The 15,633-nt window shown below is 62.0% G+C and carries 10 protein-coding genes and 1 pseudogene; all 11 read left to right on the top strand.

Annotated elements, in window-relative coordinates; genetic code table 11:
• Positions 1-104: 104 nt before the first annotated feature.
• The 11 genes and pseudogenes from BAY1663_RS02995 to hemE all read left to right on the top strand — a co-directional run bounded on the left by BAY1663_RS02995 (position 105) and on the right by hemE (position 15,571).
• Complete coding sequence (locus BAY1663_RS02995; protein WP_037037855.1) at positions 105-1,169, top strand: pilus assembly protein PilM; 1,065 nt, start codon at positions 105-107, stop codon at positions 1,167-1,169.
• On the top strand, positions 1,169-1,741 hold the full coding sequence (gene pilN, locus BAY1663_RS02990; RefSeq protein WP_037037853.1) for a type 4a pilus biogenesis protein PilN: 573 nt from the start codon (positions 1,169-1,171) through the stop codon (positions 1,739-1,741). Before BAY1663_RS02995 ends, pilN begins: the two co-directional genes overlap by 1 nt.
• A complete protein-coding gene (gene pilO, locus BAY1663_RS02985) occupies positions 1,738-2,361 on the top strand; it encodes a type 4a pilus biogenesis protein PilO (RefSeq protein ID WP_037037851.1) in 624 nt (207 codons plus the stop codon). Before pilN ends, pilO begins: the two co-directional genes overlap by 4 nt.
• Positions 2,358-2,885 (top strand): type 4a pilus biogenesis lipoprotein PilP, encoded by a 528-nt coding sequence (gene pilP, locus BAY1663_RS02980; RefSeq protein ID WP_037037850.1) that lies wholly within the window; start codon positions 2,358-2,360, stop codon positions 2,883-2,885. The genes pilO and pilP overlap by 4 nt, the downstream gene beginning before the upstream one ends.
• Before the next feature lie 53 nt (positions 2,886-2,938).
• A complete protein-coding gene (gene pilQ / locus BAY1663_RS02975; RefSeq protein WP_037037849.1) occupies positions 2,939-5,023 on the top strand; it encodes a type IV pilus secretin PilQ in 2,085 nt (694 codons plus the stop codon).
• Between the two features lie 10 nt (positions 5,024-5,033).
• Positions 5,034-5,579 carry a shikimate kinase AroK gene (aroK, locus tag BAY1663_RS02970; RefSeq protein WP_037037848.1) on the top strand — a complete coding sequence of 182 codons (546 nt, stop codon included), beginning with the start codon at positions 5,034-5,036 and terminating at the stop codon, positions 5,577-5,579.
• Positions 5,580-5,602: 23 nt separating this feature from the next.
• A complete protein-coding gene (aroB, locus tag BAY1663_RS02965; protein WP_037037847.1) occupies positions 5,603-6,718 on the top strand; it encodes a 3-dehydroquinate synthase in 1,116 nt (371 codons plus the stop codon).
• Entirely contained in the window at positions 6,715-8,235 is a 1,521-nt protein-coding gene (locus BAY1663_RS02960) for an AAA family ATPase (protein ID WP_037037846.1), read from the top strand. The genes aroB and BAY1663_RS02960 overlap by 4 nt, the downstream gene beginning before the upstream one ends.
• Before the next feature lie 175 nt (positions 8,236-8,410).
• A pseudogene (gene gltB, locus BAY1663_RS02955) lies at positions 8,411-12,855 on the top strand (glutamate synthase large subunit).
• Between the two features lie 111 nt (positions 12,856-12,966).
• Positions 12,967-14,388 carry an FAD-dependent oxidoreductase gene (locus BAY1663_RS02950; RefSeq protein WP_037037845.1) on the top strand — a complete coding sequence of 474 codons (1,422 nt, stop codon included), beginning with the start codon at positions 12,967-12,969 and terminating at the stop codon, positions 14,386-14,388.
• A 118-nt stretch (positions 14,389-14,506) separates the two neighbouring features.
• Positions 14,507-15,571 (top strand): uroporphyrinogen decarboxylase, encoded by a 1,065-nt coding sequence (hemE, locus tag BAY1663_RS02945; protein WP_037037844.1) that lies wholly within the window; start codon positions 14,507-14,509, stop codon positions 15,569-15,571.
• The last annotated feature ends 62 nt before the right edge of the window (positions 15,572-15,633 follow it).

Here is a 15,633-nt window from a genome sequence, read left to right as displayed (position 1 = left end):
GCGCTTTTTTTGCCGGGTAGCCATTTGCGCTTCTGTCAAGGCTGTTATCTAATGTGGATAAACATAATTAATCCGTAAGTTGCGGATAAAGAAGGAAATCGGTCGTGCTAGGGCTCTTCACTAAGAAAGCGAACACGCTGCTCGGGATCGATATCAGTTCGACCTCAGTCAAGCTTCTCGAATTAAGTCGGTCGGGAAATCGATACCGCGTCGAGGCGTATGCCGTCGAGCCGCTCCCGCCGAACGCCGTCGTCGAGAAGAACATCGCTGAACTTGAGGGCGTCGGTCAGGCGCTGCAACGCGTGGTGGCGAAAGCCAAGACGGGTAGCAAGGCGGCGGCCGTGGCGGTATCCGGTTCTGCGGTCATCACCAAGAGCGTCGAAATGGACGCCGGGCTGTCCGACGACGAGCTCGAGAATCAGCTGAAGATCGAAGCCGATCAGTACATCCCTTATCCCCTCGAGGAAGTGGCGATCGATTTCGAAGTGCAAGGCCCCGCGGCGCGTGCGCCCGGACGGGTCGAGGTGCTGCTCGCCGCCTGCCGCAAGGAGAACGTCGAGATTCGCGAGGCTGCACTGGCCTTGGCGGGGCTGACCGCCAAGGTGGTCGATGTCGAGGCCTACGCGCTCGAGCGCTCCTATGGGCTGCTGGCACCGCAACTGGGTGTCGGGCACGACGAGTTGACCGTCGCGGTGGTGGATATCGGTGCCACCATGACGACGCTGAGTGTTCTGCATAACGGTCGTACCATCTATACCCGCGAGCAGCTTTTCGGTGGCCGCCAGCTGACCGAGGAAATCCAGCGCCGCTACGGGTTGTCCGTGGAGGAGGCCGGGCTCGCCAAGAAGCAGGGCGGGCTCCCGGACGACTATGACAGCGAGGTGTTGCTTCCGTTCAAGGAGGCGGTGGTTCAGCAGGTCTCGCGCTCGCTGCAGTTCTTCTTCGCGGCAGGCCAGTTCCATGATGTCGACTGCATTCTTCTTGCAGGTGGCACCGCATCCATTCCCGATCTCGATCGCCTCATTCAGCAGAAGATCGGGACCCAGACTCTAGTCGCCAATCCATTTGCCGATATGGCCTTGAGCAACAAGGTCAACGCCGGCGCGCTGGCCAGTGACGCCCCGGCGCTGATGATTGCCTGTGGCTTGGCGCTGAGGAGTTTCGACTGATGGCGCAGATCAATCTTCTCCCCTGGCGCGAGCAACTGCGCGAAGAGCGCAAGCAGCGTTTTCTTGCTTCCCTGGTTGGCGTGCTCGTCGTCGCTGCCGGCCTCGTGTTCCTTGGCGACCGGTATTTCGAAAGTGCGATAGAGCAGCAGAAGGCGCGTAATGACTTCGTCCGCAAGGAAATAGCGGTGCTGGATGCTCGTATCAAAGAGATCAAGGAGCTGAAAGAGCGTAGGCAGCAACTGCTGGAGCGAATGAAGATCATCCAGGACCTGCAGGGCAATCGGCCAATCATCGCGCGCGTTTTCGACCAGTTGGTGCGAACCCTTCCGGACGGTGTTTATTTCACTTCGCTGAAAATGACCGGAAAGAATATCGCGATCGTGGGGGCGGCCGAGTCGAACAACCGCGTCTCCAACCTGATGCGCAATCTCGATGGGTCGGACTGGCTGGAAGCCCCCAACCTGAATGAGGTCAAGGCGGTTACAGCAGGTGCGGTCGATCAGGAAAACGTGTTCCAGCTGACGGTGCAGCAGACGCAGCCGACCGTCCCAACGGAAGGAAGCAAGCCATGAGCCTGGCTGACTCTTTGGAAAGTCTTCGCAAGATCGATTTTGCGGACCTGGACCTGAACAACCTGGGGTCCTGGCCTGCGCCGGTCAAGTTCATCGCCGGCGTGCTGTTGCTGGTAGCCGTGCTGGCGCTTGGGTACTACCTCCATCTGCAGGATATGCAGGTGCAGCTCGAGCAGCAGCGTGCGCAGGAAGTCACGCTGAAGCAGCAGTTCTCGACCAAGGCATTCCAGGCTGCAAATCTGGAAGCGTACAAGGAACAAATGGTTGAAATGGAATCTTCCTTCGGCGCGCTGCTGCGGCAACTGCCCAGCGATACCGAGGTTCCGGGGTTGCTGGAAGATATAACCCGGACCGGGCTGGGAAGCGGGCTCGAGTTCGAAGAAATCAAGCTGCAGCCCGAGGTGGTACAGCAGTTCTACATCGAACTACCCATTCAGATAAAAGTTGTTGGTGCGTATCACGATTTGGCCACTTTCGTAAGCGGAGTGGCCAGTCTTCCTCGAATAGTTACGTTGCATGATTTCGAGATTAAAACGAGTAAGGATGATGCCTCATCCAAGTTGAAAATGGGCATCGTGGCCAAGACTTATCGTTATAACGACAAGGGGCTACAAAAATGAAATGCGGCCAACTTATTGCGTTAGGTTTGAGCTTGATGCTGCTAGAAGGCTGCGGTAGTGGCTCTGACTTCAGCGATCTACAACAATATTTGGATGAAGTTAGAGCCAAGCCAAAAGGTACCATTGAGCCGTTACCCGCATTCATTCCTTACGAAGCGTTTACCTATAGTGCGGCCGCTTTGCGTCATCCGTTTCAGCCGCCGGTGAAGCTTGATCTGGCGCAGCGACAGAAAGGGTCCAAAGACATTCACCCTGATGAAACGCGAGTCAAGCAGTTCCTTGAAGGTTTCAATATCGAGAACTTCGTCATGGTCGGTACGTTGGCCAACGAGGCAGGACGATACGCTTTGATTAAGGGCGGTGAGGGGGTTCACCGTGTCAAGATTGGCGATTATCTAGGACGTAATCATGGGCGCATCGTGGGGATCAGCGATGCTGGCATAGACGTCCTGGAGATCGTGCCTGATGGAGAGGGTGGGTGGCTCGAGCGCCCGCGCAGTCTGACCTTGAAAGAGCGCACCTAGCGCGGGGCTAAAGCATGGAAAACCTATACCGGTCTGCACAACGGAAGCAATTTATGAACAGCACCCTCTCTCGCTTCGGCTTGTCCTTGCTGGCGGCATTCGTATCGCCTGCACTGCTGGCCGCCAACCTGAATGCACTGAATGTGGCCTCGCTGCCAGGTGATCGTGTCGAGCTTAAGCTGGCATTCGACGAACCGGTGGCCACGCCGCGGGGTTATACGCTGGATCAGCCGGCGCGTATTGCTTTGGACTTGCCCGGGGTATCCAACAAGCTGGGCGCCAAGAACCGCGAGTTGGGTGTGGGTAATGCACGTAGCGTGACGTTGGTCGAGGCGCAGGGGCGTACTCGAATGATCGTCAATCTCTCTTCGCTCGTTCCCTACTCGACGCGTGCTGAGGGCAATAATTTGTTCGTGGTGCTGGGTGAAAGCGCTGGCAGCAATGCAGCGGCGCCTATGGCATCCAGTGTACCCGTCACCACCCCGTCACCAGTCAAGGCGATAACCGGCAAGGCAATCGACAATATCGATTTTCGCCGTGGTGACGATGGGGCGGGCAATGTGATCATCACGCTTTCCGACCCGTCGGTGAGTTCCACCATCGAAGAGCAGGGTGGAAAAATCCTCGTCGCTTTCGCCAAGACGCAGTTGCCGGAATCGCTGCGCGTGCGCCTCGATGTCCAGGATTTCGCTACGCCGGTGAAATTCGTCGATTCGACCGCCCAGTCTGGCGGGGCGAGCATCGCCATCGAGCCTACCGGCCGCTATGACTATCTGGCCTACCAGGCCGATAACAAACTGACCATCAGTATCAAGCCGCTCACCGAGGCTGAAGCCGAGAAGCAGAAAGCGGATCGTTTTGCCTATTCCGGCGAAAAGCTGTCGCTGAACTTCCAGGACATCGACGTTCGCTCCGTTCTCCAACTGATAGCCGACTTCACCGATCTGAACCTGGTGGCCAGTGATACGGTGAGCGGCAATATCACTCTGCGCCTGCAGAACGTGCCATGGGACCAGGCGCTGGATCTGGTGCTCAAGACCAAGGGGTTGGACAAGCGTCAGGTTGGTAATGTATTGCTGGTTGCGCCAGCGGATGAAATTGCTGCCCGGGAGCGTCAGGAACTAGAGTCGCAGCGTCAGATCGCCGAACTCGCGCCGCTGCGTCGTGAAGTTGTTCAGGTCAATTATGCGAAAGCCGCCGATATTGCTCGCCTATTTCAGTCGGTAACAGACAAAGGGGGGGTTGCGGAAGAGCGTGGTTCGATAGCTGTCGATGATCGTACCAACAATATCATTGCCTACCAGACACAGGAGCGGCTTGATGAGTTGCGTCGGATCGTGGCGCAATTGGATATCCCGGTCCGCCAGGTAATGATCGAGGCGCGGATCGTCGAGGCTAACGTCGACTATGATAAGAGCCTGGGTGTCCGCTGGGGTGGCAACTTTGGCGCTGGTGATAAATGGAGTGCTTGGGGCAAGAACGGCAACCTTGATGTCGAAGATGCCGAAGGTGGTGGGCAGCAGATTACTTGGCCCATGAATACACCCTTCGTCGATATGGGCGCGGTTGGCTCCACATCAGGTATAGGTTTGGGGTTCGTGACCGATAATGCGATTCTTGATCTTCAACTATCGGCAATGGAAAAAACCGGTAATGGGGAGGTGGTATCGCAGCCCAAGGTGGTTACTTCGGATAAGGAGACCGCGAAGATCCTGAAGGGTGCTGAGGTTCCTTATCAAGAGGCCAGCTCCAGCGGCGCTACCAGCACTTCGTTCAAGGAAGCTGCACTCTCGCTGGAAGTCACTCCGCAGATCACTCCAGATAACCGTATCATCATGGAAGTCAAGGTGACCAAGGATGAGCCTGATTTTTCTCAGGCTGCGACCACAGGGGTGCCGGCTATTCGCAAGAACGAGGTCAATGCTAAGGTGTTGGTCACCGATGGCGAAACGATCGTTATCGGCGGTGTCTTCTCCAATACGCAAAGCAAGTCGGTAGACAAGGTTCCGTTCCTTGGCGATCTTCCTTTCCTGGGGCGGCTGTTCCGCCGTGACTTGGTGCAGGATCGGAAATCCGAACTGCTGGTGTTCATCACTCCGCGGATCATGAATAATCAGACAATACAGGCCAGTCGCTGATTCGTTCTTGATGCACAATTTCATCCTCGTGGGCCCGATGGGAGCTGGAAAAAGCACCATCGGGCGTTTGCTCGCCAAAGAGCTACGGTTGCCGTTCAAGGATTCCGATAAGGAGATCGAGCAGCGCACCGGCGCCAGCATTCCGCTGATCTTCGATGTCGAGGGCGAGGCAGGCTTCCGCGAGCGTGAACATACCGTAATCGCCGATCTCTGCCGGCTCGATGGTGTGGTGCTGGCAACCGGTGGCGGTGCGGTGTTGCGTGAGGACAATCGCCAGGCGCTGCGTGCCGGTGGCCGTATCGTCTACTTGTGCACATCGGTCGAGCAGCAGCTCGAGCGTACCTCCCGGGATCGCAATCGGCCGCTGTTGCAGGCGGCTGATCCAGGGCAGGTCCTGGCGGGGCTCATGGCCATTCGTGATCCGCTGTACCGCTCGATCGCGGACATCATCATCGAAACCGACGAACGCCCGCCGCGGCTGGTGGTCATGGAGATTCTCGATCGCCTCGCGTCGTTGCCACCTCGTGAAAGCCTGGATGAATCTGCGCTATCCTAGCTCCCTTTGTTCATGGGGGCCTCATGCAGACTCTTCAGGTCGATCTCGACGAGCGTAGCTATCCCATTCATATCGGCGAGCGGTTGATCGACCGCAGCGAGCTATTCGCCGCGCAGATCCGTGGCCGGCAGGTCGCCATCGTCACCAACGAGACGGTAGCGCCGCTTTATCTCGACCGTTTGACGCGGGCCCTCTCCGGCTATGCCGTCACGCCAGTGATCCTTCCCGATGGCGAGGCTCACAAGAACTGGCAGACCCTGCAGCTCATTTTCGACGCGCTACTGGGCGCTCGGCATGACCGCCGCACGACGATAATTGCGCTCGGCGGCGGCGTGATCGGTGACATGGCGGGTTATGCGGCGGCCAGCTACCAGCGAGGGGTGGACTTCATTCAGGTGCCGACCACGCTGCTATCCCAGGTCGACTCGTCGGTGGGTGGCAAGACCGGCATCAATCACCCGCTGGGCAAGAACATGATCGGTGCCTTCTATCAGCCCCGGGCGGTGGTGATCGACACCACGACCCTGGCGACATTGCCGTCTCGTGAGTTGTCGGCCGGTCTTGCCGAAGTGATCAAGTATGGGCTGATTTGCGATGAGCCCTTCCTTGGCTGGCTCGAGACGAATATCGACCGGTTGCGTGCCCTCGATTCGGATACCTTGACCGAAGCCATTCATCGTTCCTGCGCGGCCAAGGCTGCGGTGGTCAATGCCGACGAACGGGAAGGGGGCGTACGCGCCATTCTCAATCTCGGCCATACCTTTGGCCATGCGATAGAAACCCATATGGGATATGGCGTCTGGCTGCACGGCGAGGCCGTGGCGGCGGGAACCGTGATGGCCTTGCAGATGTCATGTCAACTGGGCTGGATTCGGCCGGACGACCGGGATCGGGCGATACGCTTGTTGCGCAGAGCCGGGCTGCCGGTGGTGCCACCAGTCGAGATGCGGCCGCAGGATTTCCTCGAGCACATGGCCGTCGACAAGAAGGTGATGGATGGCCAGCTGCGCCTGGTCCTGCTCAAGCAGATGGGGGAAGCGGTGGTTACCGGTGATTTCCCCCGTGACGTGCTGGAGGCCACATTGAGCGTCGATTACGGCGCGCTGACGGAACACTTGGGGCGTAAGAAGATTCCATGACCAGTTTGTCCGCGGACGATGCGTTTCTGAACCACTACGGCTTCAGCCATGATCCCTTCGCTGCTCGTGTTCCGGGCTTCAAGTTCTTTCCTGCGCAGCGCAAACCGGTGCTCGGGCAGCTGCATCACCTGGCGCGCTACAGCCAGTTGCTGCTGGCCGTGACGGGGCCCGAAGGCAGTGGCAAGACGCTCCTGCGCCAAGCGCTGGTGGCCAGTAGCAACAAGCAGTCCGTTCAAAGCGTGGTCATTACGCCGCAGGCGACGACCGATGCCAGCGTGTTGCTTGCGCAGATCGCTCAGGCATTGAACAGCCAGAGTGCCGATTTCGATGCAGTGATGGCGCAGGTGATCCAGCTGGCCTTGACCGGGCAGGAGGTCTACCTGCTGGTGGACGATGCCGAGCGTCTGACCGGTGCTGCGGTGGAAACCTTGCTGCGCCTGGCCGCCGGAAGCCCCGAGGCGCGACCCCATGTGTTCCTGTTCGGCGAACCGGCCCTGGTCGGGCGCCTGGAGGCACTGAGCGAGGGGGATGAGCGCTACCATGCGATCGCGCTGCAACCTTATGACGAAGATGAAACCCGCGAGTACCTGGCGCTGCGGCTCGAAGGGGCCGGGGGCGGTATCGAGTGCTTGAGCGAAGAGCAGATCGTGCGCATCCATGAGCAATCGGGGGGCTGGCCGGGAGCGATCAACCAGGCGGCCCGGGAAGAACTGCTGGCTGCGATGCAGAGTGCCAGAGGACGAGGAAAGGCGAAGGGCATGGCACTGCCGTTGCCCAAGAAGCATCTATTGGCGGTGCTGGGTGTGGTCTGCATCGTCGGTCTGGCGTTTCTCTTGCTGCGCGGCGGGGAGGATGAGCGCACCGCTCCAGCGGAGGTGACGCGCCTGCCGTTGAAGGGGGGGGAGCCGGTTGCCTCGGAAGGTGCGGTCGAGGAGCGCGAGGCGGCGATCGAGTTCGATGGGCGGGAGCGCCCTCTCTCTCTGCCGTTGGCCGGGGATGCCCAGCCGGTCATCCGCGAACCGCTTGCAGCCGCTGCGGGAGGCGAGGAGCAGAGCGAGTCGGCGCCGTCCGGGGCGGAGGAGCGGGGCGAAGAGGCAGTTCCGCTCCCCGTGCCGACAGAGCGAATCGAGCCGGCACCCAAGCCGACGCCTGCTCCTGCGCCCGCTGAACCGGTGCGGCAAATTGCCGCTAAGCCTGCGCCTGCTCCTGTGGCGGAGGCTCCGAGGGGGGCGGACAACTGGTATGCCAGTCAGCCTGGAACCCATTACCTGGTACAGATTCTCGGTACACGAGCCGAGAAGAATGCCCAGGCATTCATCCAGCAGCATGGCGGCAACTATCATTATTTCGTCAAGCAGCACCAGGGTAAGCCGCTGTATGTCGTGACTTACGGGAATTTCGCCAACCGTGCGGCGGCTGTGGCGGCAGTCAAGACACTGCCCGCCGCGCTGCAGGCGGGCAAGCCCTGGGTGCGGAGTTTCGCCAGCGTGCAACAGGAAGCTGGTCAGTCGCGCTAGAAAAACGCCCCAAAAAAGTGCGTAATGCACCGTTTTGGGGCTTGCAAAAATAAATTGTGCCGTTCCATCTGGCTTTGTAAACTGCTCCCCCTTTTGCCCACGTGAATGACGGGGCGATTCTGTGCGCCGTCAATAAGGGGTTGATTTACAACGCATTTTAGCTGGTGGAGTGCCTATGAGAGCAGGTCTGTTTCGTCCTGAAGAGTTCAAGGATAACTGCGGCTTCGGTCTGATTGCCCACATGCAGGGCGAAGCTAGCCATCACCTGCTAAAGACTGCCATTCAGTCCCTGACCTGCATGACCCACCGCGGCGGCATCAATGCGGACGGTAAGACCGGTGATGGCTGCGGCCTGCTGATGCAGAAACCCGATGCCTTCCTGCGTGCCAAGCTCTCGAGCATTTCAATGCCGAGCTGCCGGCGCTCTATGCGGTCGGCATGATCTTCCTCAGCCAGGACGCCGCCATGGCCGAGACCGCGCGGGCCCGCCTGAACGAGGAAATCGCCGCTCAGGGGCTGACGCTGGTGGGCTGGCGCGAAGTTCCCGTCGATACCAGCGTGCTCGGGCAACTGGCCCTGGAGCGCCTGCCGCGCATCGAGCAGGTCTATGTCTGCGCTGACGGGATCAGCGAGCGCGACTTCGGCATCAAGCTGTTCTTCGCCCGGCGCCGGGCGGAAGTCGCCCTGGCCGACGACAAGGGCTTCTATGTCTGCAGCCTGTCGGACAAGGACATCATCTACAAAGGCCTGATGATGCCCGCCGACCTGGCGCAGTTCTACCCGGACCTCGGCGACGAGCGCCTCGCCACGGCGATCTGCGTATTCCACCAGCGCTTCTCCACCAACACCATGCCGCAGTGGCGGCTGGCTCAGCCGTTCCGCTTTCTCGCGCACAACGGCGAAATCAATACCATTACCGGCAACCGCAACTGGGCCCAGGCGCGCCGCCTGAAGTTCGCCAACGAACTGCTGCCGGATCTCGAGAGCCTGTCGCCGCTGATCAACCGTACCGGTTCGGACTCCTCGAGCATGGACAACATGCTCGAACTGTTGGTCACCGGCGGCATGGATCTGTTCCGTGGTCTGCGCATGATCATTCCGCCGGCCTGGCAGAACGTCGAGACCATGGACCCGGACCTGCGCGCGTTCTACGAATTCAACTCCATGCACATGGAGCCCTGGGATGGCCCGGCCGGCGTGGTGCTGACCGACGGTCGCCACGCCGTCTGCCTGCTCGACCGTAACGGCCTGCGTCCGGCGCGCTGGGTGACCACCAAGAACGGCTACATCACCCTGCCTCCGAAGTCGGCGTCTGGGACTACCAGCCGAGGACGTCCTGGCCAAGGGCCGCGTCGGTCCGGGGCAGATCCTCGCCGTGGATACCCACACCGGCAAGGTGCTGCACACCGATGACATCGACAATCACCTGAAGTCGCAGCAGCCCTACAAGAAGTGGCTGCGCCAGAATGCCCTGCGCATCCAGTCGACCCTGGACGACAACGATCATGGTTCGGCCTTCTATGACGCCGACCAGCTCAAGCAGTACATGAAGATGTTCCAGGTCACCTTCGAGGAGCGTGACCAGGTCCTGCGTCCGCTGGCCGAGCAAGGCCAGGAAGCGGTCGGTTCGATGGGCGACGACACGCCGATGGCCGTGCTGTCGCGGCGCGTGCGTTCGCCTTACGACTACTTCCGCCAGCAGTTCGCGCAGGTCACCAACCCGCCGATCGACCCGCTGCGCGAAGCCATCGTGATGTCGCTGGAAACCTGCCTGGGAGCCGAGCGTAACGTCTTCGAGGAAACGCCCGAGCATGCCAACCGCGCGATCCTGACCACGCCGGTGATCTCCCCGGCGAAGTGGCGCAGCATCATGGAACTGGACCGCCCGGGCTTCGAACGGCTGGTCATCGACCTCAACTACGACGAGAGCCTCGGCCTCGAGGCGGCGATCCGCAACATCGCCGACCAGGCCGAGGAAGCCGTGCGTGGCGGCAAGGTGCTGCTGGTGCTCAGCGACCGCCACATCGCGCCGGGCAAGCTGCCGGTGCATGCCTCGCTGGCGGTCGGTGCCGTGCACCACCGCCTGGTCGAGACCGGCCTGCGCTGCAGCTGCAACATCCTGGTGGAAACCGCCACCGCCCGCGACCCGCACCACTTCGCGGTGCTGATCGGCTTCGGCGCGACTGCGGTCTACCCGTTCCTCGCCTACGAGGTGCTGGGCGACCTGATCCGCACCGGCGAAGTGTTGGGCGATCTCTACGAGGTGTTCAAGCACTACCGCAAGGGCATCTCCAAGGGGCTGATGAAGATCATCTCCAAAATGGGCATCTCCACCATCGCTTCCTACCGTGGTGCCCAGCTGTTCGAGGCCATCGGCCTGTCCGCGGACGTGGTCGAGCTGAGCTTCCGCGGCGTCGCCAGCCGCATCCAGGCGCCCGTTTCAGCGATCTCGAGGCCGAGCAGAAGGCGCTCGCCGCCGAGGCCTGGAGCAATCGCAAGCCGATCCAGCAGGGCGGCCTGTTGAAGTTCGTCTACGGCGGCGAATACCACGCCTACAACCCCGACGTGGTCAGTGCGCTGCAGATGGCGGTGCAGAGCGGCGACTACGGCCGCTTCAAGGAATACACCGCGCTGGTCGACCAGCGCCCGGTGGCGATGCTGCGCGACCTGCTCAAGGTGAAGGTGGCCGAGCAGCCACTGGCGCTGGAAGAGGTCGAGCCGCTGGAAGCGATCCTCAAGCGCTTCGACTCGGCCGGCATTTCGCTCGGTGCGCTGTCGCCCGAGGCCCACGAGGCCATCGCCGCGGCGATGAACCGCATCGGCGCCCGCTCGAACTCCGGTGAGGGCGGCGAAGATCCGGCCCGTTACGGCACCGAGCGCAGCTCGAAGATCAAGCAGGTCGCCACCGGTCGCTTCGGTGTCACCCCGGAATACCTGGTCAACGCCGAAGTGCTGCAGATCAAGGTGGCGCAAGGCGCCAAGCCCGGCGAGGGTGGCCAGCTGCCCGGCGGCAAGGTCAACGGCCTGATCGCGCGGCTGCGCTACGCGGTGCCGGGCGTCACGCTGATTTCGCCGCCGCCGCACCACGACATCTATTCCATCGAGGACCTGGCGCAGCTGATCTTCGACCTCAAGCAGGTCAACCCGCAGGCGCTGGTGTCGGTCAAGCTGGTAGCCGAGCCGGGCGTTGGCACCATCGCCGCCGGCGTCGCCAAGGCCTATGCCGACCTGATCACCATTTCCGGCTACGATGGCGGCACCGGCGCTTCGCCGCTGACCTCGATCCGCTACGCCGGCTCGCCCTGGGAACTCGGCCTGGCCGAAACCCACCAGACCCTGCGCGGCAACGACCTGCGCGGCAAGGTCCGGGTGCAGACCGACGGCGGCCTGAAGACCGGCCTGGACGTGATCAAGGCGGCGATCCTCGGTGCCGAGAGCTTCGGCTTCGGTACCGCGCCGATGATCGCGCTGGGCTGCAAATACCTGCGTATCTGCCACCTGAACAACTGCGCCACCGGTGTCGCGACCCAGAACGAGCAACTGCGCAAGGACCACTTCATCGGCACCGTCGACATGGTGGTGAACTTCTTCCAGTTCGTCGCCGAGGAAACCCGCGAGTGGCTGGCCAGGCTGGGCGTGCGCAGCCTGGGCGAACTGATCGGGCGCACCGACCTGCTCGAGATCCTGCCGGGCGAGACCGCCAAGCAGGGCAACCTGGACCTGAGCCCGCTGCTCGGCGGCAACGACATCCCGGCCGACAAGCCGCAGTTCTGCGAGGTCGAGAAGAACCCGCCGTTCGACCAGGGTCTGCTGGCCGAGGAAATGGTCAAGCTGGCCAAGGGCGCCATCGGGACCAAGAGCGGTGGCGAGTTCGCGCTGGAAATCTGCAACTGCGACCGCTCCATCGGTGCTCGTGTGTCCGGTGAGATCGCCCGCCAGCACGGCAACCAGGGCATGGTCGCTGCGCCGATTACCTTCCGCTTCAAGGGCACCGCCGGCCAGAGCTTCGGCGTCTGGAACGCCGGCGGCCTCAACCTCTACCTCGAAGGCGATGCCAACGACTACGTCGGCAAGGGCATGACCGGCGGCAAGCTGGTGATCACTCCTCCGCAGGGCAGCGCCTACCGTTCGCAGGACTCGGCTATCATCGGCAACACCTGCCTGTATGGTGCCACCGGCGGCAAGCTGTTCGCCGCCGGTACCGCGGGCGAGCGCTTCGCGGTGCGCAACTCCGGTGCCCATGCGGTCGTGGAAGGCACGGGCGACCATTGCTGCGAATACATGACCGGTGGCTTCGTCTGCGTGCTGGGCAAGACCGGGCACAACTTCGGCTCCGGCATGACTGGCGGTTTCGCCTACGTGCTGGACATGGACAACAGCTTCATCGATCGGGTGAACAACGAGCTGGTCAATTTGCACCGCATCACGGGTGAAACGATGGAGGCCCATCGCAGCCATCTGCAGGAGGTATTGCGCGAGTACGTCGCCGAGACCGCAAGCGCCTGGGGCATCGAGCTGCTGGAGAATCTCGACGACTACCTGCGTCGTTTCTGGCTGGTCAAGCCCAAGGCGGCCAACCTGGCGTCGCTGCTGTCGAGCACGCGCGCGAACCCCCAATAACAAGCAGCCGCAAGCCGCAAGCCTCGCGCGACGAGCGAGAGGCCTGCGGCAGCCGTGAAGAGTCTTGCAGTTGCGGCCTATGGCCTGCTGCTGCCGTCAAGAGGTTTTGAAATGACTGAACGTCTGAATAACGACTTCCAGTTCATCGAGGTCGGGCGCAAGGATCCGAAGAAGAAGCTGCTGCGCCAGCGCAAGAAGGAGTTCGTCGAGATCTACGAACCCTTCAAGCCGCAGCAGGCCTGCGAGCAGGCGCATCGCTGCCTGGGTTGCGGCAACCCCTATTGCGAGTGGAAGTGCCCGGTCCACAACTACATCCCCAACTGGCTCAAGCTGGTCTCCGAGGGCAACATCCTCGCTGCGGCCGAGCTGGCGCACCAGACCAACACTCTGCCGGAAGTCTGTGGCCGCGTCTGCCCACAGGATCGCCTGTGTGAAGGCGCCTGTACCCTCAACGACGGCTTCGGCGCGGTGACCATCGGCTCGGTGGAGAAGTACATCGCCGATACCGCCTTCGCCATGGGCTGGCGCCCGGACATGTCCAAGGTCAAGTCGACCGGCAAGAAGGTCGCCATCATCGGTGCCGGCCCGGCGGGCCTGGGTTGCGCCGACGTGCTGGTACGCAACGGCGTGACCCCGGTGGTGTTCGACCGTAACCCGGAAATCGGCGGTCTGCTGACCTTCGGTATCCCCGAGTTCAAGCTGGAGAAGACCGTACTCAGCCGTCGTCGCGAGATCTTCAGCGGCATGGGCATCGAGTTTCGCCTCAATACCGAGGTGGGCAAGGACGTCACCATCGAGCAGTTGCTGGCCGATTACGATGCGGTGTTCATGGGCATGGGCACCTACACCTACATGAAGGGCGGCTTTCCCGGCGAGGACCTCCCCGGCGTGCACGACGCGCTGGATTTCCTCATCGCCAACGTCAACCGCAACCTCGGCTTCGAGAAGTCCGCCGAGGACTTCATCGACATGAAGGGCAAGAAGGTGGTGGTGCTCGGCGGCGGCGACACCGCGATGGACTGCAACCGTACCTCCATCCGCCAGGGCGCCAAGAGCGTGACCTGCGCCTATCGCCGCGACGCGGCGAACATGCCGGGTTCGCGCCGCGAGGTGAAGAACGCCAAGGAAGAGGGCGTGAAGTTCCTCTTCAACCGCCAGCCCATCGCCATCGTCGGCGAAGGCAAGGTGGAAGGCGTCAAGGTGGTCGAGACCCGTCTCGGCGCGCCGGACGCTCGCGGCCGCCGCAGCCCCGAGCCGATCCCGGGCTCCGAGCAGGTGCTGCCGGCCGATGCGGTGGTCATCGCCTTCGGTTTCCGCCCGAGCCCGGCGCCGTGGTTCGAGGCCCAGGGCATCCAGGTCGACAACCAGGGCCGCGTGGTCGCGCCCGGGGTGGGGCACTCGTTCAAGCACCAGACCAGCAACCCGAAGATCTTCGCCGGCGGCGACATGGTGCGCGGTTCCGATCTGGTGGTGACGGCGATCTACGAAGGGCGCCAGGCGGCCGAAGGGATCATGGACTTCCTCGGCGTCTGATCGCGGTTTCCGGGCTGCCTGACCTGAATCAAACCCTGGATAAAAGGCACGGTACCCGCCGTGCCTTTTGTTTTCCGCTTTGCGACAATGCACGGCACTTTTTTGCTGGAACCCTGCCATGACCGCCTTGAAGAACGACCGCTTCCTTCGTGCCCTGCTCAAGCAACCCGTCGACGTCACCCCGGTGTGGATGATGCGCCAGGCCGGCCGCTACCTGCCGGAATACCGCGCCAGCCGCGCCAAGGCCGGTGACTTCATGAGCCTGTGCATGAATCCGGAGCTGGCCTGCGAGGTGACCCTGCAGCCGCTGGATCGCTACCCGCTGGACGCGGCGATCCTGTTCTCCGACATCCTCACCGTGCCGGATGCCATGGGCCTGGGGCTGTACTTCGAGACCGGCGAAGGCCCGCGTTTCAAGAAGGTCGTCGCCAGCGCCGCCGACATCGAGGCCCTGCCGATCCCGGACCCGGAAAAGGACCTGGGCTACGTGATGGACGCCGTGCGTACCATCCGCCGCGAACTCAATGGCCGCGTGCCGCTGATCGGCTTCTCCGGCAGCCCCTGGACCCTGGCGACCTACATGGTCGAGGGCGGCTCTTCCAAGGATTTCCGCAAGTCCAAGGCCATGCTCTACGAGAACCCGCAGGCCATGCATGCGCTGCTGGACAAGCTGGCCCGGTCGGTCACCAGCTACCTCAACGGCCAGATCCGCGCCGGCGCCCAGGCCGTGCAGATCTTCGATTCCTGGGGCGGCAGCCTGTCCGCCGCGGCGTACCAGGAGTTTTCCCTGGCCTACATGCAGAAGATCGTCGACGGCCTGATTCGCGAGCATGACGGCCGTCGCGTGCCGGTCATCCTGTTCACCAAGGGCGGCGGGCTGTGGCTGGAGTCCATGGCCGCGTCCGGCGCCGAAGCGCTGGGGCTGGATTGGACCTGCGACATCGGCGAAGCGCGCCGGCGCGTCGGCGACAAGGTCGCGCTGCAGGGCAACATGGACCCGAGCGTGCTCTATGCCAAGCCCGAGGCCATTCGTGCCGAGGTGGCGCGGATTCTCGCCAGCTATGGCCATGGCAACGGTCACGTGTTCAACCTGGGCCACGGCATCACCCCGGAAGTCGACCCGGCGCATGCCGGCGCCTTCATCGAGGCGGTGCACGAGCTGTCGGCGCAGTACCACGCCTGATTCGCTCCCGCCTGCACGAAAAACGCCCCGCTTTTGCGTAATGCTGTTCACTTAAGCGACAA

The sequence above is a fragment of the Pseudomonas sp. BAY1663 genome, from assembly GCF_000582595.1.
Lineage (GTDB): Bacteria > Pseudomonadota > Gammaproteobacteria > Pseudomonadales > Pseudomonadaceae > Stutzerimonas > Stutzerimonas stutzeri_AF.
This window is presented reverse-complemented; position numbering and strand designations above follow the sequence as displayed.

Bases quoted from the DNA above. Each gene is read 5' to 3' on its own strand.
- pilN (WP_037037853.1), top strand. From the start codon at position 1,169: ATGGCGCAGATCAATCTTCTCCCCTGGCGCGAGCAACTGCGCGAAGAG.
- pilO (WP_037037851.1), top strand. From the start codon at position 1,738: ATGAGCCTGGCTGACTCTTTGGAAAGTCTTCGCAAGATCGATTTTGCG.
- pilP (WP_037037850.1), top strand. From the start codon at position 2,358: ATGAAATGCGGCCAACTTATTGCGTTAGGTTTGAGCTTGATGCTGCTA.
- pilQ (WP_037037849.1), top strand. From the start codon at position 2,939: ATGAACAGCACCCTCTCTCGCTTCGGCTTGTCCTTGCTGGCGGCATTC.
- aroK (WP_037037848.1), top strand. From the start codon at position 5,034: ATGCACAATTTCATCCTCGTGGGCCCGATGGGAGCTGGAAAAAGCACC.
- aroB (WP_037037847.1), top strand. From the start codon at position 5,603: ATGCAGACTCTTCAGGTCGATCTCGACGAGCGTAGCTATCCCATTCAT.
- BAY1663_RS02960 (WP_037037846.1), top strand. From the start codon at position 6,715: ATGACCAGTTTGTCCGCGGACGATGCGTTTCTGAACCACTACGGCTTC.
- BAY1663_RS02950 (WP_037037845.1), top strand. From the start codon at position 12,967: ATGACTGAACGTCTGAATAACGACTTCCAGTTCATCGAGGTCGGGCGC.
- hemE (WP_037037844.1), top strand. From the start codon at position 14,507: ATGACCGCCTTGAAGAACGACCGCTTCCTTCGTGCCCTGCTCAAGCAA.